Annotated in this window: 18 protein-coding genes; 8 read left to right on the top strand and 10 right to left on the bottom strand. The window is 44.8% G+C overall.

Going from position 1 to position 25,567, the window contains the following annotated elements:
* Positions 1 to 36: 36 nt before the first annotated feature.
* The 4 genes from glmM to rlmE all read right to left on the bottom strand — a co-directional run bounded on the left by glmM (position 37) and on the right by rlmE (position 4,991).
* Positions 37 to 1,377 carry a phosphoglucosamine mutase gene (gene glmM / locus MSG33_RS12940; RefSeq protein WP_248381250.1) on the bottom strand — a complete coding sequence of 447 codons (1,341 nt, stop codon included), beginning with the start codon at positions 1,375 to 1,377 and terminating at the stop codon, positions 37 to 39.
* A 19-nt stretch (positions 1,378 to 1,396) separates the two neighbouring features.
* Positions 1,397 to 2,227, bottom strand: a complete 831-nt coding sequence (gene folP, locus MSG33_RS12935) for a dihydropteroate synthase (protein ID WP_031780413.1) — start codon at positions 2,225 to 2,227, stop codon at positions 1,397 to 1,399.
* 52 nt (positions 2,228 to 2,279) lie between these two features.
* A complete protein-coding gene (gene ftsH, locus MSG33_RS12930; RefSeq protein WP_041852890.1) occupies positions 2,280 to 4,253 on the bottom strand; it encodes an ATP-dependent zinc metalloprotease FtsH in 1,974 nt (657 codons plus the stop codon).
* 108 nt (positions 4,254 to 4,361) lie between these two features.
* Positions 4,362 to 4,991 carry a 23S rRNA (uridine(2552)-2'-O)-methyltransferase RlmE gene (gene rlmE / locus MSG33_RS12925; protein WP_005388985.1) on the bottom strand — a complete coding sequence of 210 codons (630 nt, stop codon included), beginning with the start codon at positions 4,989 to 4,991 and terminating at the stop codon, positions 4,362 to 4,364.
* A gap of 138 nt (positions 4,992 to 5,129) precedes the next feature.
* Between rlmE and yhbY the strand changes: the two genes are divergently transcribed.
* On the top strand, positions 5,130 to 5,426 hold the full coding sequence (gene yhbY, locus MSG33_RS12920) for a ribosome assembly RNA-binding protein YhbY (RefSeq protein WP_005380066.1): 297 nt from the start codon (positions 5,130 to 5,132) through the stop codon (positions 5,424 to 5,426).
* Between the two features lie 84 nt (positions 5,427 to 5,510).
* Here the strand turns inward: yhbY and greA are convergent, their stop codons facing one another.
* A complete protein-coding gene (gene greA / locus MSG33_RS12915; protein WP_005380065.1) occupies positions 5,511 to 5,984 on the bottom strand; it encodes a transcription elongation factor GreA in 474 nt (157 codons plus the stop codon).
* A 545-nt stretch (positions 5,985 to 6,529) separates the two neighbouring features.
* On the opposite strand from greA, the gene MSG33_RS12910 reads away from it, so the two are divergent.
* On the top strand, positions 6,530 to 7,540 hold the full coding sequence (locus MSG33_RS12910; RefSeq protein ID WP_012841444.1) for a porin: 1,011 nt from the start codon (positions 6,530 to 6,532) through the stop codon (positions 7,538 to 7,540).
* A 186-nt stretch (positions 7,541 to 7,726) separates the two neighbouring features.
* Positions 7,727 to 9,148, top strand: a complete 1,422-nt coding sequence (dacB, locus tag MSG33_RS12905) for a serine-type D-Ala-D-Ala carboxypeptidase (protein WP_005394673.1) — start codon at positions 7,727 to 7,729, stop codon at positions 9,146 to 9,148.
* Here dacB and MSG33_RS12900 read toward each other — a convergent pair.
* Positions 9,127 to 9,972 (bottom strand): magnesium transporter, encoded by an 846-nt coding sequence (locus MSG33_RS12900; protein WP_012841442.1) that lies wholly within the window; start codon positions 9,970 to 9,972, stop codon positions 9,127 to 9,129. The genes dacB and MSG33_RS12900 overlap by 22 nt on opposite strands.
* Positions 9,973 to 10,390: 418 nt before the next feature.
* A complete protein-coding gene (gene tyrS / locus MSG33_RS12895; protein ID WP_012841441.1) occupies positions 10,391 to 11,578 on the bottom strand; it encodes a tyrosine--tRNA ligase in 1,188 nt (395 codons plus the stop codon).
* Between the two features lie 130 nt (positions 11,579 to 11,708).
* Here tyrS and MSG33_RS12890 point away from each other — a divergent pair, with 130 nt between their 5' ends.
* Positions 11,709 to 13,001, top strand: a complete 1,293-nt coding sequence (locus MSG33_RS12890) for a peptidoglycan DD-metalloendopeptidase family protein (protein ID WP_199803534.1) — start codon at positions 11,709 to 11,711, stop codon at positions 12,999 to 13,001.
* 64 nt (positions 13,002 to 13,065) lie between these two features.
* Here MSG33_RS12890 and vmeK read toward each other — a convergent pair whose 3' ends face one another.
* From vmeK to erpA, 3 genes are all read right to left on the bottom strand, one after another.
* A complete protein-coding gene (gene vmeK, locus MSG33_RS12885; RefSeq protein ID WP_047008955.1) occupies positions 13,066 to 16,170 on the bottom strand; it encodes a multidrug efflux RND transporter permease subunit VmeK in 3,105 nt (1,034 codons plus the stop codon).
* A gap of 9 nt (positions 16,171 to 16,179) precedes the next feature.
* On the bottom strand, positions 16,180 to 17,298 hold the full coding sequence (locus MSG33_RS12880) for an efflux RND transporter periplasmic adaptor subunit (RefSeq protein ID WP_248381249.1): 1,119 nt from the start codon (positions 17,296 to 17,298) through the stop codon (positions 16,180 to 16,182).
* 105 nt (positions 17,299 to 17,403) lie between these two features.
* Positions 17,404 to 17,745 carry an iron-sulfur cluster insertion protein ErpA gene (erpA, locus tag MSG33_RS12875; RefSeq protein ID WP_005380031.1) on the bottom strand — a complete coding sequence of 114 codons (342 nt, stop codon included), beginning with the start codon at positions 17,743 to 17,745 and terminating at the stop codon, positions 17,404 to 17,406.
* A gap of 246 nt (positions 17,746 to 17,991) precedes the next feature.
* Between erpA and hemL the strand changes: the two genes are divergently transcribed.
* From hemL to MSG33_RS12855, 4 genes are all read left to right on the top strand, one after another.
* Positions 17,992 to 19,287: a glutamate-1-semialdehyde 2,1-aminomutase gene (gene hemL / locus MSG33_RS12870; RefSeq protein ID WP_012841437.1), complete on the top strand. Its 1,296-nt coding sequence runs from the start codon at positions 17,992 to 17,994 to the stop codon at positions 19,285 to 19,287.
* Between the two features lie 346 nt (positions 19,288 to 19,633).
* Entirely contained in the window at positions 19,634 to 20,719 is a 1,086-nt protein-coding gene (locus tag MSG33_RS12865; RefSeq protein ID WP_006743285.1) for an AI-2E family transporter, read from the top strand.
* 75 nt (positions 20,720 to 20,794) lie between these two features.
* Entirely contained in the window at positions 20,795 to 21,820 is a 1,026-nt protein-coding gene (gene rsmC / locus MSG33_RS12860) for a 16S rRNA (guanine(1207)-N(2))-methyltransferase RsmC (RefSeq protein ID WP_248381248.1), read from the top strand.
* A 226-nt stretch (positions 21,821 to 22,046) separates the two neighbouring features.
* Positions 22,047 to 25,433, top strand: a complete 3,387-nt coding sequence (locus MSG33_RS12855) for a response regulator (RefSeq protein ID WP_048625952.1) — start codon at positions 22,047 to 22,049, stop codon at positions 25,431 to 25,433.
* Positions 25,434 to 25,567: the final 134 nt, after the last annotated feature.

Genomic DNA, 25,567 nt, shown 5'->3' with positions numbered 1-25,567 from the left:
TGCCCTTTTCATTCACCGCACACTTTAACGCAATGATTAACAACTTGCTTTTACAGCTTCGGCAATTTTCAGTGCAGAGCTTTGAACTAGCTGGCCATCCTCACCTTCCACCATAACGCGAATCAAAGGCTCTGTGCCAGATTTACGCAGCAATACACGTCCTTTATCACCCAGTGTCGCTTCTACTTCGGCAACGGCGTTTAGTACTGCTTGAGCTTCAAGAGGATTACTTTCCCCTGCAAAGCGGACATTTTCTAGAACCTGAGGATACAACGTCATGCCTTGCGATAGCTCATGCAAAGACATATCACTGCCAACTACAGAAGCAAGCACTTGCAGTGCTGCAACAATTGCATCGCCCGTGGTGACTTTATCTAATAAGATCACATGGCCTGAGTTTTCAGCACCAATTTTCCAGCCTTTTTCTAGCAGCTGTTCCATGACATAACGGTCACCAACAGCGGCACGTACGAATGGAATGCCTAGCTGCTTTAAACCATTTTCCATGCCCAAGTTAGTCATCAACGTACCAACTACACCACCCTTTAACTCACCACGACGAAGAGCATCACGAGCAATAATGTAAGCAATTTGGTCGCCATCGACTTTGTTGCCAAGGTGGTCGACCATAATGATACGGTCACCATCACCATCAAATGCGAGGCCAAGGTGTGCTTGCTCTTCAACGACACGCTTTTGAAGCGCACGAACATCTGTTGCGCCCACTTCTTCATTAATGTTGATGCCGTTAGGCTCTACGCCCATTGCAATAACTTCTGCGCCAAGCTCTTTGAAGACATTTGGAGCAATGTGGTACGTTGCACCGTGCGCACAATCTACCACAATTTTAAAGTTTGCAAGACTCAATTCAGATGGGAAAGTACTCTTACAGAATTCGATGTAACGGCCTGCAGCGTCATTTAGACGAGTGGCTTTACCAAGTTCTGCAGACTCAACACATTCAATGTCTTTATCCAGCTCAGCTTCAATCGCCAACTCGATATCGTCAGGTAGCTTAGTACCTTCAGAAGAAAAGAATTTAATGCCGTTGTCGTAATATGGGTTATGCGATGCAGAAATCACAATCCCCGCCTCTGCGCGGAAAGTTTGAGTTAAATATGCCACTGCTGGGGTTGGCATTGGACCAGTAAATGTTGCTTTAAGTCCCGCTGCAGCAAGGCCTGCTTCTAATGCAGATTCAAGCATATAACCGGAGATACGCGTATCTTTACCTATAATAACTTTCTTTGTGCCTTGTTTTGCTAGTACACGACCAGCAGCCCAGCCAAGCTTAAGTACGAAGTCCGGAGTGATTGGGTATTGTCCTACTTTACCGCGCACACCGTCAGTACCAAAGTAACGTCTTTTATTCGACATAAACTTTCCTTTATTATTTTTAAATATTGTTTTTCGTCATCTCAACAACTTTCATTGCTTCGATTGTCTCTTCAAAGTCATGCACACGAATGATCTGCGCGCCTTTCATTGCTGCAATCGTAGCGCAAACGACACTCGCATTTGTACATTCAGCCGCAGGCTTATCCAACAATTTAAAAATCATTGATTTACGAGACATGCCAGCCAAAATTGGCAGGCCGAATTCATGAAACTTTTCAAGATGAGCGAGCATATGATAATTGTGTTCTATCGTTTTGCCAAAGCCAAATCCAGGATCGAGAATCAGTTGAGATTTATCAATCCCTGCTGCTTCACATGCCGCGATACGTTCTTCTAGAAAGGCAGATACGTCGCTCATCACATCATCATAATGAGGTGCAACTTGCATGGTTCTAGGTTGACCTTTCATATGCATCAGACAAATTGGAAGCTTTGCTTCTGCTGCGACTTCGAGAGCACCAGGTTCTTGCAAAGATCGAATGTCATTGATCAAATCTGCACCAGCATCAATAGCTTGACGCATAACTTCCGCTTTACTGGTATCGACCGAAATCCACACATCGTACTTTTCACGAATGGCCTTGATTACTGGGACAACACGTCGAAGTTCTTCTTCTAAAGACACATCTGGCGCGCCAGGCCTTGTCGACTCCCCACCAACATCAACAATGCTTACACCAGCCTTTATCATTTTATCAACTTGAGCAAGGGCGAGTTCAATCGAGTTGTATTTACCACCATCCGAAAAGGAATCCGGAGTCACATTTAGAATGGCCATAACATGTGGACGGGAAAGATCTAAAGATTTGTTATTTGCTGTAATCATCATCATAAACACAAAAACCCCGAGATAACTCGGGGTTTATTATTATCAACACTCTTTATTCAGAGTCTTTCTTTTCAGGCGCTTCGCTAGAAGTCGCTTCTGGAGAGCTAGACTTTTCTGCATCTTTCGCAGCGTCCGTTGCTTCTTCTTTAACTTCTGGCTTTGCTTGAGGCTTCTCGCTGTCTTCAGGTTTGCTAGTTGAGTTATCACTCCAACCCGCAGGCTCACGAATTTCAGCTTTGCGCTCCATTAAATCATCAATTTGACGAGCATCAATGGTTTCATACTTCATCAGCGCATCTTTCATCGCATGCATGATATCCATGTTTTCTTGAAGAATCTTCTTCGCACGGTCATAGTTGCGGTCAATGATTTGACGAACTTCATCATCAATCAGCTTCGCCGTATCATCAGATACATGCTTAGTCTGAGTCACGCTACGACCAAGGAACACCTCACCTTCATCTTCTGCATACAGTAGAGGACCAAGCTTTTCAGAGAAACCCCATTGAGTAACCATCTTACGAGCAATATCAGTTGCACGTTCAATATCGTTTGACGCGCCTGTTGAGACTTTATCAGCACCGTAGATAAGCTCTTCCGCTAGACGACCACCGTACAAGCTAGAGATCATAGACTCTAGATGCTGGCGAGACATGCTGACACGGTCTTGCTCCGGTAGGTACATAGTCACACCCAACGCGCGACCGCGTGGAATGATCGACACCTTGTACACTGGATCGTGCTCAGGTACTAAACGACCAACAATTGCGTGACCCGCTTCGTGATAAGCCGTTGACTCTTTTGTCTCTTCAGACATAACCATTGAACGGCGCTCGGCACCCATCATGATTTTGTCTTTCGCTAATTCGAATTCAACCATAGAAACGTTACGCTTGTTACCGCGCGCAGCAAATAGCGCCGCTTCGTTGACTAGGTTTGCTAAATCAGCACCAGAGAAGCCTGGTGTACCACGAGCGATTAGAGAAGGCTCTACGTCACCTGCTAGAGGGACTTTACGCATGTGTACTTTTAGAATCTGCTCACGACCACGTACATCTGGCAATCCAACCACCACTTGGCGGTCAAAACGACCAGGACGTAGCAATGCTGGGTCAAGAACGTCTGGACGGTTAGTAGCAGCGATTACGATGATACCTTCGTTACCTTCGAAACCATCCATCTCTACTAGCATTTGGTTTAGTGTTTGTTCACGTTCATCGTGACCACCACCAACACCAGCACCACGCTGACGACCTACCGCATCGATTTCATCGATGAAGATAATACAAGGCGCTGCTTTCTTAGCTTGTTCGAACATGTCACGTACACGAGATGCACCGACACCCACAAACATTTCTACGAAATCTGAACCCGAGATGGTAAAAAACGGTACTTTTGCTTCACCAGCAATGGCTTTCGCTAAAAGCGTTTTACCAGTACCGGGAGGACCTACCATTAACACACCAGTAGGAATCTTACCGCCCAGTTTTTGGAAGCGGCTTGGATCACGCAAGTAGTCCACCAGCTCTTTCACGTCTTCTTTTGCTTCGTCACAACCTGCAACGTCAGCAAAGGTGGTCTTGATTTGCTCTTCGCTCATCATTCGAGCTTTACTCTTACCAAAAGACATGGCGCCTTTACCGCCGCCGCCCTGCATTTGACGCATGAAGAAAATCCATACACCAATCAGTAAGATCATTGGGAACCAAGAAATGAAAATAGTACCAAGCAAGCTCTGCTCTTCTGGAGGCGTGCCCTGTACTTTCACGTTTTGGTTAATTAGGTCATCTAGAAGCTTTTGGTCATACACTGGCATGTAAGTGACCATTTTGGCACCGCCGCCACGACGAACAAAGCTAATTTCACCGTCTTTAAAAGTTGCTTCTTGAATCTGGCCTTGGCCAACTTCCTGTACAAACGTGGTGTAATCCACGGTTCTGCCATTGCTTTCTCCAGGGCCAAAGCTCTGGAATACCGACATCAATACGACGGCGATAACAAGCCACAGAATTAAATTTTTTGCCATGTCACTCAAGGTGTAAGCCTCTCGATAACTAATTGTAATTAAAGGTAGGGTACTACAGTTCATTCACTGTAGCTATAGTGTTAACACGCTCTCAAGAGAGCAAAATGGTTAACCTTTGTAACCAGTGGCTACAACAAAGACTTCTCGAGAGCGAGCTCGCGATGAGTCTGGTTTTCTAATTTTTACGGCTTTAAACATGTCTCGGACTTCTTTCACATACTGATCGAAGCCTTCCCCCTGGAAAACCTTTACGACAAAGCTACCATTAGGCGCTAGAACTTGTCGACACATATCTAAAGCCAATTCAACTAAATACATAGCACGAGGTTGGTCAACAGAGTTATTTCCCGCAATATTAGGTGCCATGTCAGACATTACTACGTCTACCATTGAAGGTTGGATTCTTTCTAGCAAAGCTTCCAATACAGCATCATCGCGAAAGTCGCCTTGTAAAAAGCTGACACCCGCAATAGGGTCCATAGGAAGCAAATCACACGCAATGATCTGACCACTGTCTCCTACTATCTTAGCAGCATATTGAGACCACCCGCCCGGTGCCGCACCCAAATCGACGACTGTCATCCCAGGCTTTAACAATTTATCTTTCGTTTGAATCTCATCGATCTTGAAATAAGCACGTGAGCGATAGCCTTTTTTACGAGCCTCATTCGCGTATTTATCATCAAAGTGTTCTTTCAACCAACGACCAGAACTAGCCGAATGTTTTTGTTTACTCATTTTAATCCCAACAAGGCGCAAATTGGAGCTATTGTTTTAATAGGCGCTACCTATTACTCAATAAATTATAGTCTTCAGCAATAGATGGCGTTAAAATAGCTTTTTTCAACCCTTATTTTAAAGAAAATTGGCCGCGTAATGAACCTAAGCACCAAACAAAAGCAGCACCTTAAAGGCCTAGCTCACAGTTTAAAACCTGTCGTGCTAATGGGCGCAAATGGACTTACAGAAGCCGTGCTAGCAGAAATTGAAATCGCTCTTAACCATCACGAACTGATCAAAGTAAAAGTTGCTTCAGAAGATCGTGAAACAAAACAGCTAATCATCGACGCTATCGTACGTGAGACGGGCGCAGAAAAAGTTCAGACTATTGGTAAAGTGCTTGTGCTGTACCGCCAGTCTGAAGAGCGTAAAATCGAAATCCCTCGTAAGTAATTCTACTTACGTTGCTGAAGAAAAAAGGTCGCCATTGGCGACCTTTTTGCGTTTTATTGGAGTAACAAAATTACTCTCAACGACTTAGATGTATTCTACTCGATCGATTTCGAAGTCTTTCGCGCCACCCGGAGTTTGAATAGCAACCTCATCGCCTTCCATCTTACCGATCAAGCCACGAGCAATTGGTGAGCTTACTGAAATACGGCCAGCTTTAATGTCTGCTTCGTCATCACCAACAATTTGGTATGTTTTTTCTTCTTCGGTGTCGATGTCAATCAAGGTTACGGTTGAACCAAAAATAACTTTACCCGTGTTCTCCATCTTCGTTACATCAATTACTTGAGCAACTGACAGTTTGTATTCAATGTCACGGATTTGTGCTTCACAGATACCCTGCTCTTCTCGAGCGGCGTGATATTCTGCGTTCTCTTTTAAATCACCTAACTCACGAGCTTCAGCGATTGCCTCTGAAATTTGAGGACGTAGTTTAAGTAGACGATCGAGTTCTGCACGTAGCTTTTGCTCGCCACGTAGTGTCATTGGAACTTTTTCCATTTTATAACCTCAAGCCCAAATGGGTCTTTGGACAAAAAAAAGCCCACCCTGCCATAGGGCTGGGTAGTGCGCTTAAAGATGTATTTCATTTAGTGTAAACAAACTCCCGGACGAAATCATCTTAATTCGAAAGGCTGTAAGACTATGCATTTTCGGCATAATGATATAAGTCACTTTTAGAACGATTCTAGAGTGCATCACTGTCGCAATTTGTTGAAAAACAACACTGTTCATTACACCAAAAACATCAAAAAAGATAAAAACTAATCAATGTCAGACGAATGTTATAGCCACAAAATATCATTTAAAACAAAAGGTTAAATCAAAAACCAGAACAATCGAACAGTGTTCATCGATACGATTTATATCATTTTACTAACTCATACGGAAACTTTAGCAGTAAAACATGTCCAGCGAGTTGTTAGATCAAAGGCTTACAAGGGCGAATTATACCGCTTACTGGCCGATTATAGACCAACAACTTGTGAGAGATTACCTCTCCCCCATACAACAATGATTATGGACAGCTAACTAGGACAAATAAGATGAAAAAGACTCTAATTGCTCTTTCTGTATCTGCAGCAGCTATGGCAACTGGCGTAAACGCAGCTGAACTTTACAACCAAGACGGCACTTCTCTAGAAATGGGCGGCCGTGCTGAAGCACGTCTATCTATGAAAGATGGCGACGCTCAAGACAAATCTCGCATCCGTCTAAACTTCCTTGGTAAACAAGAGATCAATGACAACCTATACGGTGTTGGTTTCTGGGAAGGTGAATTTGAGACTGCTCAAAACGGTACTGTAGACGGCGACGACAAGAGCGATCTAGAAACTCGTCTTGCTTACGCTGGTCTTGGCGGTGCTTACGGTGAGTTCGCATACGGTAAAACTGAAGGTGCACTAGGCGTTATCACTGACTTCACAGATATCATGGCTTACCACGGTAACTCTGCAGCAGACAAACTAGCTGTAGCAGACCGTACAGACAACATGATGGCTTACAAAGGTCAATTCGAAAACCTAAGTGTTAAAGCAAGCTACCGCTTCGCTGACCGTGTAGAACAAAACGGTGAATACTCTGATAACAAACAAGACGGCTACTCTCTATCAGCTATCTACGCTGTAGCAGACACTGGTCTTGAGCTTGGTGCTGGTTACGCAGACCAATACGATGCAAACGAGTACATGCTAGCTGCATCTTACACTATGTCTGATCTTTACTTCGCTGGTATCTTCACAGATGGCGAAAAAATGACTGACACATTCAACAACACTGTTGATTACACTGGTTACGAACTAGCGGGTGCTTACACGCTAGGTCAAACAGTATTCACAACAACGTACAACAATGCAGAAACTGACAACGAAACTTCTGCAAACAACTTCGCTGTTGATGCTTCTTACTACTTCAAACCTAACTTCCGCGGTTACGTTTCTTACAACTTCAACCTAATTGACGCTGGCGATAAGTTCGGCTCAACTAGCGGTAAGACAGTTGCGAACAAGATCGATGCTGAAGACGAGCTAGCTCTAGGTCTACGTTACGACTTCTAATTCCGGTCTTTGACTAGAATATCGAATGCCCGCTTCAAGCGGGCATTTTTTATACTCCATTTTAAGCCGCGCGCCTTTCTCTCATGTCTCATTCCTGATGACATATAAAGCATTTCTTTAGTTACCTAGCATATTGAAAGGACTTGCGTATACTCAATCACATAACTCACCTTAGAAAGTATCATTATGCGTTTACGTTGGCCCTTGCTCATATTCTCTTCATTACTTTCTGCTTTTTCACAAGCGTACCCTCATCAAGAAGTGTTGCCGGAAGGCTCTCGCATCAGTTTAGTCGCGGAAAAACTCAGTGAGAATGCTGAACTTGACGGTGTTCATCCTACCGAACAACTGTTCCCACCAGCCAGTACATTAAAAATCGTCACAGCATTAGCGGCTAAGTTGGAGCTGGGTGATAACTTCCGCTTTCGAACCAAGCTAGAAGCGTCGAGCTCAGACGCAGTGATTTACTTTGTCGGCGATCCAACGCTCCAAACCAACGATTTAAAATCACTTCTTACCCTAGCCAAGAAAAATGGCTTAAAACGTATTGACGGTGACTTATGGCTCGATAACAGCGCATTCACTGGTTACAACCGTGCAGTGGGCTGGCCGTGGGATATCTTGGGAGTTTGCTACAGCGCTCCGGCATCGACCATCACACTCAATAACAACTGTGTGCAGGCTTCTATCTATACGCAAAAGGACGGTGGGACTCGAGTCTACGTACCTGAGCATCAACCTATTCGTGTAACAAGTACTGTCGAGACCGTTTCTAAAACGATTAAGAAAAGTCGTCATTGCGATTTAGGCTTAGTCGCAAACCCTGATAACAACTACAAGCTAACTGGATGCTTAGTTGAGAGGGAGAAACCATTACCACTTAAATTTGCCGTTCAAGATCCCGAACTTTATACCAGCCATAGATTGGCAGCTTTGCTTAAGCAGCTCAATATTGAGTTATCAGGAAAGATTAGGATCGGTTCGGCTCCGGAAAAACAGCGCAAGCTAATCGCCATGCATCAATCAGAGGCACTACCAGACATTCTGGAAGAAATGCTTAAAAACTCTGATAACTTGATTGCAGACACATTAACCAAAACACTTGGCGCTAAGTTTTTTGTTCAGTCAGGTAGCTTTGCCAACGGTACAGAGGCGATCAAGCAGATCATTTTCGCCAATACTGGTATTGATATTCGTAATGCGCGCCTAGAAGACGGCTCAGGACTTTCACGAAACAATCGTATTTCCGCCACCAAAATGGCGGAAATTCTTCGTTATATTTGGAAGCACGAAGACGAGCTTAAACTGATCGCCATCATGCCGAAGTCAGGTGAGTCAGGCACATTAAAGTACCGACAAAGTATGCGAAAGTTGCCAATTAAAGGACAATTGATCGCCAAAAGCGGCTCCCTCTACGGAACTTACAACATGGCCGGATATGGCTTGGATAAAAATGGTCAACCTAATACCGTTTTTGTTCAGTTTGTTTCAGACTACTTCCCAGAAAAAAGGGACGATAACAAACCTGTCATCGCCCCTATTACACATTTTGAGCAGCTTTTTTATAGTGATATTGTGAACTTTAGTCAGGCGATACCCAAGAAATAGTTCACCACATTAAAGTATATCCACATCCCTGAAATATCGACGATAGATGCAAGCACTGGACTCACCAATACCGCTGGGTCCATCTTGCAAGCTCGTGCAATAATTGGTAGCAGCCCACCTAATGTTGTAGAAATCGTTACTTGGATGAATAACGCAACCGCTATTGCCAATGCGATATCGGTAAGTTCAAAGCCCCCTGTTGATTGACCGGCACTAAATAACATAATGCGTCCAATCATCACGATAGCGATCGCTAACGCAATAAATAGAGCAACGCGGCTCTCTTTCCACAAAACTTCTAGCCATTGGCGTTTCTTTAGCTCCCCAGTTGCAAGAGCACGAATCACCAAAGTTGCAGCTTGTGTTCCTGTATTACCACCAGCCGCAGCGATCACAGGCATGTACACCGCAAGCAAAACGAGCTGGCTAAGAGTGTCCTCATACTGAGCAATGATCAAACCCGACACAATCCCTAAAAGTGCCAGTGCAATGATCCACCCAATACGCTGCTTCACGTGCCCCAAAACACTAGTCGATAAATAACCATCAGGTGTATCAACTTCAGACATATGCAAACCCAATTGGTGAGCATAATGACGTGCGCGTTTGTCATGGCCTGCTTGCTCAAGTTGAGCAATAAGACTATTCACATAACCGACAGAGCAATGCTGCAAAATACCTACCGCCTCATCAATCGGCATGATCGTAAGCAAATGGACTTGTTGCTCTTGCTCATACTGCAAAAATGCATTGCGAGCTGCACCAATTTCTACTTCAGAAAAGTTTGGTGTTGTTTCAATAAAAGTGTTGTTCATTACCGTCATGGCGAATCTCCCGATTGGCATTGGTAACGACCATCGACAAGGCACGCAAAGTCAATCTTGCATGCTTAAAGTCACACAACAATTAAGATGCACAGAGAAAACCAATGCGGATGCACTGTCTATTCAGAATGTATGAAGGAAATAACGAGAAGAAAATTAGAAAAGATGCCTCACCACTTAGGTAAGGCGGAGATCGCCAATACCGAAGCGGGTTATTTCGCTCCCTTGCTCTTACTCACCCAACGACTGGGAGGATGGTCGGTATTGTTCATGTAAATCTCCGATAACGCTGCCATTATTGGCAGCGAGAGTATAGTAGCAAAGTTAAACATGTTTGGAAGGTTTACTTTGTCTTTTTCGCTAAATTTTTATACAAAAAAAGCGCCCATCAGGCGCTTTCATTTGCAGCGATTATTGATTACTGAATAGTAATACGTGCAAATTTACGTTTGCCTACTTGGAACACGTAAGTACCCGCTTCTGGAGCAAATTTGCTGTCCGCAATTTTTTCACCATCCATCTTCACAGCGCCCTGCTTAACCATACGCATCGCATCTGACGATGATGGGCATAAGCCCGCTTCTTTCAACAGATTGCTCACAGGGCGACCTGCATCAAAATCAAATTCTGGCATTTCATCAGGAATTTGATTCTTCGCAAAACGGTTTACGAATTCTTGCTCTGCCGCATCTGCATCAGCTTCACTGTGGAAACGAGCAATAATTTCTTTTGCTAGCAATACTTTGATGTCACGAGGGTTTTTGCCTGCTTCTACATCAGCTTTGAATTGAGCAATCTCTTCCAGAGGACGGAAAGATAGCAGCTCGTAGTAGCTCCACATTAGGTCATCCGAAATAGACATGATTTTACCAAACATTTCGCTTGGCGCTTCGCTGATACCGATGTAGTTGTTTGCTGACTTAGACATCTTCTTCTCGCCATCAAGGCCCACTAGAAGAGGCATCATCAGTACAACCTGTGGTTTTTGACCGTGAGACTTTTGCAGTTCACGCCCCATTAGCAGGTTGAACTTCTGGTCAGTACCACCAAGCTCAACGTCAGTTTCCATTGCTACTGAGTCCCAACCTTGTAGAAGTGGGTACATGAACTCATGAATAGCAATTGGCTGACCACCCGCGTAACGCTTTTTAAAGTCATCACGTTCTAGCATACGAGCAACGGTTTGGTTTGCAGCAAGACGAATCATACCTTCTGCACCAAGCTCAGATAACCACTCAGAGTTGAACTGAATCTTAGTTTTTGCAGGGTCTAAAATTTTGAATACCTGCTCTTTGTAAGTTTCTGCATTACGCAATACGTCTTCGCGGCTTAGCGGTGGACGTGTTGTGTTTTTACCTGTTGGGTCACCAACCATTGCAGTGAAGTCACCAATTAGGAACGTCACCTCATGACCTAGCTCTTGGAACAAGCGAAGCTTATTGAAAATAACCGTATGACCTAGGTGAATATCTGGAGCCGTAGGATCCGCACCCAATTTAATACGTAGAGGACGGTCTTCTTTTAGTTTTGCGATAAGCTCTTCTTCTGGAATCAGCTCTTCAACACCGCGCTTAATCTCGGCTAGTGCAGCTTCAATGCTCGCCATTCTTGTTCACTCCCACAGATTTGGCAAAAATATAATAGCTGAACATATTACTTGAATAGCGATGCATTTTGAAACACGTTAGACTAGGTAGTTGTCAATTTTTCCGTTTAATTTAGCAATCAAGTACCTCATGCATTCGATTTTTGTCCGACTTCCACTCTTGCACAAAGTATTGATCGGTTTTTTTAGTGCGCTGATTATCCTCGCGCTCTTCTTTTTACCTGATCCGCAAGACCTAGACCCGCAGCAGAGCCGATTAAAAGTTGGTCAACATTATCCTGTGCCAGTTTCCCTAGAACTCAGTGCACTAAACAGTTCGTCTCCAGCGTCCTCCGCTGTACTGCGTTGGGAAACATACAAAGTGAAAAATGGTGAGAGTGCCGCCATCTTGTTTAGTCGCGTGGGGCTTTCTGCCCGCCTATTGCATGAGCTTGTCTCATCAGACAAAGAAGTGGAAAAGCAATTAACCCGGCTTCGACCTGGCGATCGATTGCAATTCGGTTTTGATGAAAACAACGACTTAGTACAGTTAAGAAGAACATTAAGCGCATTCGAAACTTTTCGTATCACGTTAAAAGACGGCAAATACGTCTCAGAAGTCGATAAAAAAGAAGTCGACTTCCAGTACAACTACGCTGAAGCCACCATCAAATCAAACTTTTGGAATGCGGGAATCTCTTCGGGATTAAATGGCAACCAAATCATGGAACTGGCCGGCATATTTGGCTGGGATATCGACTTTGCTTTAGATATTCGTAAGAACGACAGCTTCCGAGTGCTTTACCAAGAGGAAGTGGTAGAAGGTGAAGTGATTGGACGCGGAAAAATCATTGCTGCGATATTTAAAAACCAAGGCGATACTTTCACCGCAATACTGGATCAGAAAAGTGGCAAGTATTATGACGAAAATGGACGAGCAATGAAAAAGGCGTTCTTGCGCGCACCGTTGGATTTCCGTCGAGTTTCGTCTAACTTCAACCCACGCCGCTTACACCCTGTAACGGGACGCGTTCGTCCTCACAGAGGCACAGATTATGCGGCACCTGTGGGCACCCCGATTTGGGCGGCTGGTGATGGTGTCGTTCAAAAATCGTCTTACAACAAATTTAATGGTAACTACGTTTTCATTAAACATAGCAATACTTACATTACCAAGTACCTGCACTTAACCAAACGTACGGTACGAGCTGGTCAACGCGTTAAACAAGGCCAAACCATTGGTACGCTTGGCGGAACAGGTCGTGTAACAGGCCCTCACCTGCACTATGAGTTCCTTGTGAATGGTGTCCATAAAAACCCGCGCACGGTGAATTTGCCACAATCTAAATCCCTAACAGGAAAAGCGAGACAAACTTTCATGGCAAACGCGAAAATTAGCATGGACAAACTTGAGCGCTACAGCAAACTGCTAGCAATGAAGTAAGCTAGGTATTGAAAAGGGCAGCTCAGCTGCCCTTTTTGTTTCTTTAATATCATCACGATGAAGCTTACTTTTCGGAGTGATGCTCTCTCCCGAGCATAAGCAAACACGGTGTCAGAACTAACGTTAGCAAAGTCGCAAACGCCAAACCACCCGCGACAGCAGTCGCAAGCTGAGACCACCATTGAGTGCTTGGTGCGCCAAACTCCACTTTCTGGTTAACTAAGTCGATGTTCATTTCTAACACCATTGGCAATAAGCCTAATATGGTGGTCACCGTCGTGAGTAAAACGGGTCTTAAACGCTGCACACCTGTGCGCAAAATAGCCTCAGATTTCTCTAAGCCACGTTTACGCATCTGATTATAAGTATCGATTAATACGATGTTGTTATTCACAACAATACCTGCAAGCGCAATCACCCCTATTCCCGACATGATGATGCCAAATGGCTTTTGGAAAATAAGCAATCCAGCAAAGACCCCAACGGTAGAAAACAACACAGCACTGAGGATTAAGAAAGCTTGATAAAAGCTATTAAACTGCGTAATTAAAATCAGAGCCATCACACCAAGCGCGACAATAAAAGCATTTTGCAAGAATGCTGATGAGTTTTCCTGCTCTTCATTTTGACCCCGAATCTTATATTCAATGCCTTCCGGTAAGTCGAGCTGTTCCATTCCAGCGGCAATCTTCGGTAGCTCAAGAGCCAAATTGTAACCTTCCACCATATCCGCTTTAATATTGATAACTCGATGACCGTCGACCCGACGAATGGTGTCTTGCTTATGATCTGGTTTGATTTGAGCAAAATTCGTAATCGGTACCAGACCAGCTGCCGTTTTCACTCTCAGTTGGTCAAATCGACCAATATCGCGCTTATCTTGTGGATAGCGTACCAAAATATCGACTTCTTCATCCGCATCATCGGGTAAATAATCGCCTATTTTCAAACCGTTTGTAACAAACTGAACAGTATTCCCGACTAAGGTCGCATCCGCTGCAAAGCGAGAGGCGTCATCTCGCTGGATATCAATTTGCCAATCAATCCCTTCCTTATTAGTGGTATCACTCAAATTGGTCAGTGCAGGATTACCATCAGCCCAGTGTCGGACTTGTTTGGCCGCTTCATCTAACGCACTAACACTCAAGTTTCGTGATGACACTTCAATCACGAGATCATGCTCGACAGGCGGTCCTGCGTCCGGGAATTTATACTCAAGTTCAACACCATAAAAGCGATCTGTCGTCTCTTTTAGTTCCTCAATAATGGTTTTCACTTTTCGTCGATACTGCCAATCCACAGGAGTTATTTGAATCTGGCCGATTTCATCCCCATTATCACTTGAGCCTGTACGCGTGTAGACACTTTCAAACTCGTCATGACCGAGCATCACCTTCTCGATTTCGCGCATAACCACATCTTTTTCGTGAATAGACAGGTCACCATAAGAACGAACTTTAACGGTAAAAAAGGCGGGGTCCACTTCAGGGAAAAACTCTGCACCCAAGCCAGCTTTGTTGTAAGTGAAGCCGACACCTGCCGCTAGCAGTATCGCGCTGAGTAAGACTTTCCATGGATGACGAATCGCTACCGACAGAGTCTGGTAATAAAGCTTGGTAATGCCTGTCGCTTTTTCAAAGTTGCCGTTATGCAGCTCAACCATTTCTCGCTGAGCTTTTTGATTGACTACTTGAGGCTTGCCAATGATCCCACCGATGACAGGAACGAACAGTAAAGCCATCATCAGCGAAGCGGCCAAAGTAGCAATTAAAGTAAGTGGTAAGTACTTCATGAACTCACCAGTAATGTCTGGCCAGAAAAGTAACGGAGCAAACGCAGCCAATGTGGTTGCAGTGGATGCGGTAATTGGCCATGCCATCCGCTTTGCTGCATCTCGATAGGCTTCTTTACGTGGCGTTCCTTCTTGCATGCGCCGATCTGCAAACTCTGTAACCACAATGGCACCATCCACCAACATGCCTACCGCCATAATTAAAGCAAACAGAACGACGATATTGACCGTCAGCCCAAATACCGATAACACCAACAACCCAGTCAAGAACGATCCAGGAATAGAGATACCTACAAGTAATGCAGTCCTAACCCCCAATATGGCAATAATGACGATCACAACGAGAATGATTGCGGACAGAATGTTGTTTTGTAGATCACTGAGCATCAATTTGACATCGTCGGATTGATCCCAAGTATATTTGACTTGCAAATTGTCGGGCCACTCGGCTCGCTGTTGTCCTTGAGCCAGTACTTCTTTTACCAGCTCGACCGTTTCAATGATGTTTTCACCTGCCCGTTTTTTCACATCCAAAACGATGGCAGATTCGCCATCTAAACGAGCAAAACTTTCAGGGTCGCGAAATGCACGTCGTACTGTCGCCACATCGCCAAAGGTGATCACCTCTTTGCCATTCACTTTGATTGGCAGTTCAAGCACATCTTTCAGTGAATCAAACACCGATGGGACTTTTACCGAAAAGCGTCCATATCCAGTATCGACAAATCCCGCTGCAACCACTCGGTTATTCAAGGCGATTAAATTATAAATATCCGCTTGATCGAGACCGTAGCTTTCCATCAATAGCGGATCGACAACTATTTCCACGATGTCTTCGCGATCCCCTGCGATTTCAACCTCAAGAACCTGACGGAAACTCTCCAAACGATCTCGTAGCGTTCTGGCAATCTGTACAATGGTCCGCTCTGGTACGGTGCCATATAGAACAACAGTCAAAACAGGCTCTTCAGATGCAAACGTGACTTCATTTACCGTTGGCTCATCACTGTCCTCTGGTAATTTTGGCTTCGCAAGGTCAACGGCGTCTCGGACATCTGCCATCGCTTTATCAAGATCCACTCCAACACTAAATTCCAGCGTCACCGAAGCATGACCTTCTGATGCCACAGAGGTCATCTCTTTTACGCCTTCAATAGAGCGCAACTCTTGCTCTATTGGGCGAACTAATAAACGCTCGGCATCGACGGGAGAAATGCCTTGATGCCCAACAGAAACGTAGATTATAGGAATGGTAATATCAGGGCTCGATTCCTTGGGGATTGTGACGTACGTAATGACACCGGCAATTAAGATCATCACCAGTAATGTCAGCATGGTGCGAGCGCGGGATAACGCAGCATCAATCAGAGTGTACATAAGTGCTCCTTACTGCTCACTAGTCGCTTCAACAACTACGTCATCAACTTTATTGGCCAGCACCTGATCGCCATCGCGTACAAACCCTTGCCCCAGCACGATAATATCGGCTCGCTCTCCTAACCCAGAGAGCCAAACGCCATCATCCTCGGCCTTAACGAGCTGAATCGGAACAAATTCAACATGCTCATTACGCAGTGTTTTAACACCTAAATTACCTTCTTCATCGAGTGCTAGCATTGCAGCCGTAATCTTTACCGCCAACACTTCACTCAACGGCAGCTGTACTTCAGCGCTCATACCGGCCGGAATTCTTGCGTCTTGGTTATCAATTTCGATTTCAATTGGAAAGGTGTTAGTAGAAGCAGAAGAAACACGCCCAATGTAGCGTACCCGACCTTGATAATGCTGTTGGTTAATGGTTCTTACATCGGCTTGTAGGCCTTCCTTAAGGTATTGTATATGCCGCTCACTGACATCGGCTTCAATCACCAAAGTGTCCAAATCAATGACCGTCGCAATAGGATCGCCAATCCCTACAAAGTCGCCTAACTCAACAAAGTGGTGATCAACAATGCCATCGAATGGTGCTTTCACCTCGGTATTTCTTAATGCCGTTTGCACGTTGCTCAAATTCGCTCGAGCATCCACCAATGCCGCTTGTGCTGTCGCAAACGCAACTTCGCCCTGTAGTCCGCGACTTTTTAGCGATTTAGCTGCATTAAACTCTTTCTCTTTAACCAACAGCATCGCCTGAGCCCGCTTGAGCTGAATACCAAGATCACGCTTGTCGATGCTTGCGATTACTTGCCCCTGCTTGACTGTTTGACCTTTTTCTATACTGAGGCTGACTATTTTACCCGCGACTTCAGCGCCAAGGCGCGCTTGACGATTGGGGGCAGTCCGTCCATACAGTTCGATGGTTTTACTTGTGGGTTCAGCAATAAAGGTGTCGAACATCACCTTTGCAAGTGGCGTGGTGTTCGTTGAAGAGGATGAAGAATTGAGATTATCATCTTGTGCTTTCAGTTGACCTATTGCCAGCCATGCAACAAGAAGCAATATGAGGATAAGAGATACTAGCCACGGGCGCTCGACAATGCGACGTCCGAAAGACGATCCAGACATATAAAGTCCTTTTTATTATTTCTCTGCATATTCTGCGAGAGCGACTTTACGTGACATCCTTCTACGTAAAGTTCAGGCAGCCACTGGCTGCCTGATTGGTGTTAATTACACACTAAACGATGCACCACAACCACATGTTGTCGTTGCATTTGGGTTGTTTACAAAGAAGCGCGCTCCTTCTAACCCTTCTGTGTAGTCAACAATGCCGCCAACGAGATATTGCAGACTCATAGGGTCTACAACCAGTGTTACACCACTGTTTACGATTGTCGTATCGCCTTCGTTTACATTTTCATCAAAAGTAAAGCCGTATTGGAAGCCGCTACAGCCGCCACCAGTAATGTATACGCGCAGTTTCAATGCTGGGTTTTCTTCTTCAGCAATCAATGCTTTAACGCGAGATGCTGCTGCGTCAGAAAAAGATAATGGTACGTTTACTTCGCTCACGAAGACCTCTCTCACTCGTGTAATGCGTCAAGCCTGAAGCAAGACGTCAAATTTGTGCTAATTGAGACGATTATCCAATACCTGACAAACTCGTTCAAGTATTCACCGCCGATTCTTTATAACAGATGCGGATATATAAGATTACACTGCGAAACAACACATAAATTAAGCAAAACGTTTCTAACTTGATTATAGCTAGGTACAATGCGCTCCACTTGGTCCGAGCAATCAAAAGAGGATAACCCCATGACCAAATCATCAGAGCTGTATCAAAAAGCTCAGCAAACCATCCCTGGCGGTGTCAATTCACCAGTTCGTGCATTCAACGGCGTTGGCGGCTCTCCGCTATTTATCGAACGAGCAGACGGTCCACTGATTTTTGATGCCGATGGTAAAGCGTACATTGATTACGTTGGCTCTTGGGGTCCAATGATTCTTGGCCACAACCACGCGGTTATCCGCGAAGCCGTCATTGACGCAGCGCAACGCGGCCTTAGCTTCGGCGCACCAACTGAACTTGAAATCGCGATGGCAGAGTTAGTTTCTGAACTTGTTCCATCAATGGAGCAAATCCGCATGGTAAGTTCTGGTACCGAAGCGACTATGAGCGCGATTCGCCTTGCACGTGGCTTCACTGGTCGCGACAAGATCATGAAGTTTGAAGGTTGTTACCATGGTCACGCAGACAGCTTGCTAGTCAAAGCGGGCTCTGGTGCACTGACCCTTGGTCAACCTAGCTCTCCTGGCGTTCCTGCAGATTTTGCTAAGCACACGCTAACAGCAACATTCAACGACCTAGATTCTGTACGCGAGCTATTCGCTGCTAACAAAGGCGAAATCGCTTGTATCATCGTTGAGCCAGTTGCAGGCAACATGAACTGTATTCCACCAGTGGAAGGCTTCCACGAAGGTCTACGTGAAATCTGTGATCAAGAAGGCGCGCTACTAATTTTTGATGAAGTTATGACAGGCTTCCGTGTGGCACTTGGTGGCGCACAAGCGCACTACAACATCAAGCCAGACCTAACGACACTGGGTAAAGTGATCGGTGGTGGTATGCCAGTGGGTGCTTTCGGTGGTCGTAAAGAAGTAATGCAATACGTTGCGCCAACGGGTCCGGTTTACCAAGCGGGTACGCTTTCTGGCAACCCTGTCGCAATGGCTGCAGGCTATGCATGTTTGAACCTTCTTAAAGAAGAAGGCAACGAAAAACGCCTAGCTTCAAAAACCAAACAACTAGCAGATGGCTTTAAGTCTCTAGCAGAGAAACACGGTATTCCTCTGGTTGTGAACCAAGTGGGCGGCATGTTCGGCTTCTTCTTCACTGACCAAGAAAAAGTGACTTGCTACGAAGACGTAACGAAGTGCGATGTGGAACGCTTCAAGCGCTTCTTCCACTTAATGCTCAAACACGGTGTCTACCTAGCGCCTTCAGCGTTCGAAGCGAGCTTTACTTCCCTTGCTCACGGTTCAAAAGAAATCGATGCCACGCTAGAAGCGGCTGACCGCTGTTTTGCAACTCTTGCAGAAGAAGCAAAATAATCGCTTAAAAGCTGCGATAACTAATTTAAAAAAGGACCATCACGGTCCTTTTTTATTGCCAATTCAATATAACCAATACTGCTAAAACACCAATAACAATGCCAAACCACGGTATTCGTTTGGCTTTTTTCTCGGTTTGACACTTTTTATCACCGTTGCAACAACCCATAGTTCATCTCTTGATTGATAACCGACTGATTTGTGGTCATTATAACAAGGTATATTGCTCTGCTCTAATTCGGCATTGTCATAAGCTTGAAAGAGTTAAGAGTGCAAAGTAATAAAGGTTCAACGCCATCTTTGAAGGCGCAAACCGTAAACGTCACCTGTAAGTTGGACTAATCTCATGCCAAATAATGTAAAAATAACGTCGAGTCACCGAGTGCTAATGGTCGCTTTACTCGCCGCTGCTTTTGCTTGCTACTTATTGGTTGAGCCATACATCAATTCCATTGTGATGGCTTTTATCATTTCTTTGCTCATGTTTCCGGTACACGAATGGTTTGAGCGAAAAATCCCCAAGCACCCCAATATGGCCGCACTGCTGTCATGTGTCGTCTTGACGTTTATTATCGTTATCCCACTGCTATTTGTGTTTGCAGCCATTGTTCAACAAGGCTCTGTTTTTTCACAAAATACGTACAACTGGGTCACTAATGGTGGAATCCAAGATATATTCCAACATCCTTTTGTTATCAAAGGCTTAGCCATAGTTAATGAGTACTTACCTTTCGATAAAATCGAGCCAAAAGCCATTGCGGAAAAAATTGGTCAATTTGCTACATCGTTTGGCTCTAACTTAGTTGCTATCAGCGCCAAAATTTTAGGAGACGCCACCAACTTCCTAATGAACTTCTTCCTGATGCTGTTTGTGCTGTTTTTTCTGCTTCGTGACCACGACAAAATTATCTCTGCGATTCGTCATATTCTGCCACTCTCACGTAGCCAGGAAGACCGCATATTGACAGAGATAGAGCAAGTTTCTAAATCAGCCGTGATGGGCTCATTCCTAACGGCTATTGCTCAGGGTCTGGCTGGCGGTATCGGTATGTGGCTCGCTGGCTTCCCGGGGTTATTTTGGGGAACGATGATGGGCTTTGCATCATTCATTCCAGTGGTCGGAACCGCACTAATCTGGATTCCTGCAGCAGCGTACTTGTTCTTAACAGGCGATATGACTTGGGCTATCTTCTTGACGGTGTGGAGTGTGGTCGTCGTTGGTTCTATTGATAACCTGTTGCGTCCGCTGCTAATGCAAGGCAGCGCAGGCATGAACACCTTAATGATTTTCTTCTCGTTACTGGGTGGTCTGCACCTGTTTGGATTGATCGGCCTGATTTACGGTCCACTGATTTTTGCCGTGACAATGGTACTGTTTAATATCTACGAAGAAGAATTCAAAGACTTCCTCAACCAACAAGACAACAGCTAGTCACAGCTTAATCACTTCAAGCTTGGGGCAGATTGTGCGAAAATCTGCCCCAATTATTTCTGATGAACCCAATTTATGTCTGCTTATATCGCTCCTAGCCAAATAGCTCAGCGTCAGCTCGAGTACTTCAACGGAAAACATGTTTTAGTTGCAGGTGAAGTCGAAGATCTCTTTCCACTTGAACTGACCAAACACTGTGAATCTGTGGAAGTCTTCACTTCAAACTACAGCTTCTACCGTCAAATTCGCACTCATAACAAGGTTAAAAGCCATTTTGGTTCTGAGTTTAATACTGAGACACAAGCAGACATGGTGCTTTTGTACTGGCCTAAAGCCAAAGCCGAAGCCGAATACCTTCTGGCGATGTTGATGGCGAAACTAGGCGTGAACACTGAAATTGTAGTGGTTGGCGAAAACCGCTCAGGTGTTAAAAGCATCGAGAAGATGTTCAAAGAGTATGGCAGGGTCAATAAATACGATTCCGCTCGTCGCTGTTCATTTTACTGGGGCACTTGCCTCAATGAACCAAAGCCGTTCAATCAAGCAGACTGGTTTAAAACCTATACGGTCACACTTGGTGAGCAATCACTGACTGTTAAGAGCTTGCCTGGAGTATTCAGTCATGGCGAATTCGATTTAGGTAGCCGCCTATTACTCGAAACCTTACCTACTCTATCAGGTAAAGTCCTCGACTTTGGATGTGGTGCAGGGGTGTTAGGTGCTTTCATGGCAAAAGCCAATCCGGAAATTGCGATTGAGATGTGTGACATTAACGCGTATGCCATCACATCGAGTCAAGCCACACTAAAAGCCAATGGATTAACCGGCCATGTATTCGCCTCTGATATTTACTCAGACACTGCCGACGATTATCGTTTTATCATCAGTAACCCACCTTTCCACAGTGGTTTGGATACGAACTACAACGCAGCAGAAACACTATTGGGTCAGGCTCCAAAGTATCTCGATAACCATGGTGAAATGATCATTGTCGCGAATAGCTTCTTAAAATATCCACCAATTATTGAGCGAGCGTTTAATAATTGCGAGACGCTAAATAAGACCAATAAGTTTTCTATCTACTACGCGAAAAAGTCATAATCTTCCCTCGCGCAGGTACAAACCTGCGCGATTTTTTCTCAAAAACTCAACACTCATAAGAAAAACTGCGTCACCCTGCACGCTTTACAACTAACTTTCTTGTCAAAGAAAAAAAACTCGTTAATTTTGTTAATTCTATCTAGTTGAACATCTTATCCGTTTTTAACGAGAACCTCGGCAGCGAAGTACATTTTAGAACTGCCCTTTATGAGTTGTAATCTTATCCATGTTTAAATTCTACAAAAAACAGAAATTTAAGCGCCTTCAGAGTACACTGATGACCGCATTTCTGGTGCTCAGTATCACACCTCTTACTATTACTGCGATCTTTTTCCTACAGTCCCACAGTAAAGATCTGCAAGAACAAAGCACCTCACACTTGTTGTCTGTTCGAGATACAAAACAACAGCAAATTATCGACTACTTTGAGGCGCGGGAAACCGAAGTCATGGGCTTTGTGCGCTCTGAACTGGCTTACGCCAGTGGTGGTCGATTCTACGGTCTCGTCAATGCTTTTAGTCGTTTAGGTAATGACATTGAAGAATCTCGTAAAAATGCCCAACAGCGCTACATTGAAGGCAGCGGAGATCAAATCAAAACGTCAACGTTACCCGAGTCTTCCAACTATGTCGGAAGTGAACGTTACCGACTCTTACATAAACGTTACCACTGGGCCTACTTGGAGCTCCTCAAGCGCTCTGATTTTAATGATATTTTGCTGGTCGATATCAACGGTAATGTCACCTACTCGATCAACAAAGACGATAACTACGGAACAAACTTATTATCAGGCCCCTACAAAGACTCAGCACTTGGCAAAACCTTCAAGCGTCTAGCTGATGACGTCACTGAACGCCGTAAGGTGAATGAAGACTACACCCCTGTGATTGTGTCTGATTTCGAACTGGAAGGTGGTAAACAAGTCGCTTGGTTAGGTGCTCCAATTGTTCAGCAAGGCTACCTACACAGCTATGCTATGTTCCGCTTACCAAATAATGGCATCACGAAGTTAGCCGCAGACGCCAACCGAGAGTCATCCATTAACACCTTACTGGTTGGAAATGATCACCAACCTCGCACAATTAACACCAAGCAAGATGACATTAAGAACAGCTTAGAAGTGATCGATAAAGCACTCTCTGGTGCATTTGGCGTCGGCACTTACACGAACGGTTTAGGTGAAGAGATCATCGCTGCTTATGCACCGATTGAAACGCGTGGTGTTATTTGGGCACTCGTCGTGCAATTACCAGAAAACGAAGCTTTCGCTCGTATTCATCAACTAGAAAAACTGTTTGTTATCGCCATGCTGATCGCCATCATTCTAGTGGTAATCGCTTCCCATTATTTATCAAACTTTATTACTTCTCCGTTGCTGAAGTTAACTTGGGCTGCCGAAAAAGTGTCTGCCGGAGATCTTGATGACACCACCTTTAATACGGTTCGCAAAGATGAAATTGGCCGTCTTGCGCTGAGTTTTGAACGAATGCAGCGCTCTATTCGAGAGAAAATTCAAACCATTAAGAAGCAAAATGAAGAGCTCGAGAGCAACATCCAGATCATTCAAAAACAAAATGATGAACTGCAATTGGCCGATAAACTTAAAGATGAGTTCTTAGCCACCACTTCTCATGAACTCCGCACACCATTGCACGGCATGGTCGGAATCGCTGAGACCTTAGCGTCCGGCGCTAACGGTGCTATCCCTGCTAGCCAAAAATATCAGCTTGATATCATCATTAAAAGTGGGCAACGTCTCGCAAACCTTGTTGATGACTTATTGGATTATCATAAAATGCGTTACGGAAGCATGGATATCCAGAAGTCAGCGGTGAGTTTAGCCAGTGCAACGCGACTGGTACTAGAGCTTTCCAGTCATTTACTTGGAAATAAAACCATCCGTATCATCAACCAAGTACCAGCGGACTTGAAAGCGGTGTCTGCCGATCCTCAACGCCTTGAACAAGTGTTATATAACCTGATCGGTAATGCGATTAAGTACACCTCAGAAGGTAAAATCGTTATCTCCGCCAATGTGGTTGATGATCATGTTCGTGTGCAAGTTGTGGATACTGGGCAAGGTATTCCCGCAGAACATCTTGAACATATTTTCGAACCACTTATCCAAGCAGGACAAGACGCAAGTCGCTATCGTCAAGGTGCAGGGCTCGGGCTTTCGATTAGCCGTCAATTGATTGAGTTGATGGGTGGCTCGTTATACGTCAGCAGCCAGCCTATGGTCGGCACCACCTTCAGTTTCACGTTACCACTTGCCAGTGAAGAAGAGATCCAAACAACTCAAACCCTTGCAGCGCACGGACACTTCCAGATTCCTGAAATCGATGTAGAGAACAATGAAGACTTATCACTGCCAGAGAATCCAGACGGCCCGTTATTGTATGTCGCTGACGATGAGCCAGTAAACCTGCGTGTGCTTGAGAGCTTCTTACGTTTAGAGGGCTATCGCGTACGTACCGTCTCTGATGGACCAGAAACATTAGCACTCGTTGAGCAGGAAAAACCGGAACTCCTATTATTGGATATCATGATGCCAGGCATGAGCGGCTATCAAGTCTGCAGTGAATTACGTGAAACTTATGACCATGCCGAGCTACCTATCATTATGCTCACCGCGCTTAGTCAAACAGAAGATCGTGTGCGAGGCTTTGAAGCAGGAGCCAACGACTATTTATCTAAGCCATTCAATAAACAAGAGCTAGCTGCGCGCATCCAAGCGCACTTAACGGCAAGCCAAGCTGAAATGCGCCATATGGAGAATAAGATACTTGAATCTGAACTTCGCCAACGAGCGGCTGTAGAGGCAAGCTTATTAGAAACTCAAGGGCGATTGTTGGAACAACTGGAATCGGCTCCTGAAGCGATTATCTGTTTGCGTGAAGATAAACGTATCCGGTTTGCTAATGAAGCTGCTTGCAAGCTATTCAAGCGTAACTTAGAACAATTAAAACGTTCATCTGCCGATGAGTTGATTGCACCTAAGTATCTGACCGTCAAACAACCTCATTACTGTGGCAAGATTGATATCTATATTGAAGATATTCGTCAAAACATCGAAGCAGACATTCTTAAACTACCTGAAGGCTCAGGCTTAGATGTCATGTATATCTTTAATGTTGGCGGAGGAGCCAATGCCGCTCGCATACACAACCTAGAAACCGCAGTAGAGGTGCTTTCAAGTTATGCTTTTGATGGCGATAAAGACCAGCTGCAGAAGCTGAAAGAACTCGGTGGAGAGTTTACACGGCTTGCAGACAAAGCGCTTGGTAACAAAAAAGACAAACAAGAGCTAATGCGAGAAATTCTGGTCGACGCAATGACACACGCCTTAGAGTATTGGGAGTCAGTCACTGGCGAAAGTAAATTCGCATTTGCCGAACAAAGTGGCTTATGGCGCGTTTATCTTGACCGTAGCACTCTGCAAACACGCACTTTGGATAAATACATGCGTATAGAAACTCTGCCGAAAACGCCACGTTGGAGAACGGTATTGAGCTCGATAGAATTCATCCTTGAACACTGTAAAGAACAGAGTCCTGAGCGTGCGTACATCGAAGCTCAACGAGATAAACTACAGCGACTGTTGACCAGCTAATACCTATCAAAAAACTAGCCCAGCGCATACGCTGGGCTTTTTATTATCCAAGCCTTCTCTTTCTCTAAAGACGAACAATACAGCGACTCTCTACCGTTACCACATTAAAATGCCGAATAAGCCTCTGGACAAAG

The sequence above is a fragment of the Vibrio sp. 1CM7H genome (genome assembly GCF_023161645.1).
GTDB classification, from domain to species: domain Bacteria; phylum Pseudomonadota; class Gammaproteobacteria; order Enterobacterales; family Vibrionaceae; genus Vibrio; species Vibrio diabolicus.
The sequence above is the reverse complement of the archived record's forward strand: the minus strand, read 5'-3'. Positions and strand labels throughout refer to the sequence as shown.

Excerpts from the sequence above, each read along its gene's own strand:
- MSG33_RS12910 (WP_012841444.1), top strand. The coding sequence starts at position 6,530 with ATGAAAAAGACTCTAATTGCTCTTTCTGTATCTGCAGCAGCTATGGCA.
- glmM (WP_248381250.1), bottom strand. The coding sequence starts at position 1,377 with ATGTCGAATAAAAGACGTTACTTTGGTACTGACGGTGTGCGCGGTAAA.
- MSG33_RS12865 (WP_006743285.1), top strand. The coding sequence starts at position 19,634 with ATGCCAAATAATGTAAAAATAACGTCGAGTCACCGAGTGCTAATGGTC.
- folP (WP_031780413.1), bottom strand. The coding sequence starts at position 2,227 with ATGATGATTACAGCAAATAACAAATCTTTAGATCTTTCCCGTCCACAT.
- vmeK (WP_047008955.1), bottom strand. The coding sequence starts at position 16,170 with ATGTACACTCTGATTGATGCTGCGTTATCCCGCGCTCGCACCATGCTG.
- hemL (WP_012841437.1), top strand. The coding sequence starts at position 17,992 with ATGACCAAATCATCAGAGCTGTATCAAAAAGCTCAGCAAACCATCCCT.
- MSG33_RS12890 (WP_199803534.1), top strand. The coding sequence starts at position 11,709 with ATGCATTCGATTTTTGTCCGACTTCCACTCTTGCACAAAGTATTGATC.
- dacB (WP_005394673.1), top strand. The coding sequence starts at position 7,727 with ATGCGTTTACGTTGGCCCTTGCTCATATTCTCTTCATTACTTTCTGCT.
- MSG33_RS12880 (WP_248381249.1), bottom strand. The coding sequence starts at position 17,298 with ATGTCTGGATCGTCTTTCGGACGTCGCATTGTCGAGCGCCCGTGGCTA.
- ftsH (WP_041852890.1), bottom strand. The coding sequence starts at position 4,253 with ATGGCAAAAAATTTAATTCTGTGGCTTGTTATCGCCGTCGTATTGATG.
- greA (WP_005380065.1), bottom strand. The coding sequence starts at position 5,984 with ATGGAAAAAGTTCCAATGACACTACGTGGCGAGCAAAAGCTACGTGCA.
- tyrS (WP_012841441.1), bottom strand. The coding sequence starts at position 11,578 with ATGGCGAGCATTGAAGCTGCACTAGCCGAGATTAAGCGCGGTGTTGAA.
- MSG33_RS12855 (WP_048625952.1), top strand. The coding sequence starts at position 22,047 with ATGTTTAAATTCTACAAAAAACAGAAATTTAAGCGCCTTCAGAGTACA.
- rsmC (WP_248381248.1), top strand. The coding sequence starts at position 20,795 with ATGTCTGCTTATATCGCTCCTAGCCAAATAGCTCAGCGTCAGCTCGAG.
- rlmE (WP_005388985.1), bottom strand. The coding sequence starts at position 4,991 with ATGAGTAAACAAAAACATTCGGCTAGTTCTGGTCGTTGGTTGAAAGAA.
- yhbY (WP_005380066.1), top strand. The coding sequence starts at position 5,130 with ATGAACCTAAGCACCAAACAAAAGCAGCACCTTAAAGGCCTAGCTCAC.
- MSG33_RS12900 (WP_012841442.1), bottom strand. The coding sequence starts at position 9,972 with ATGACGGTAATGAACAACACTTTTATTGAAACAACACCAAACTTTTCT.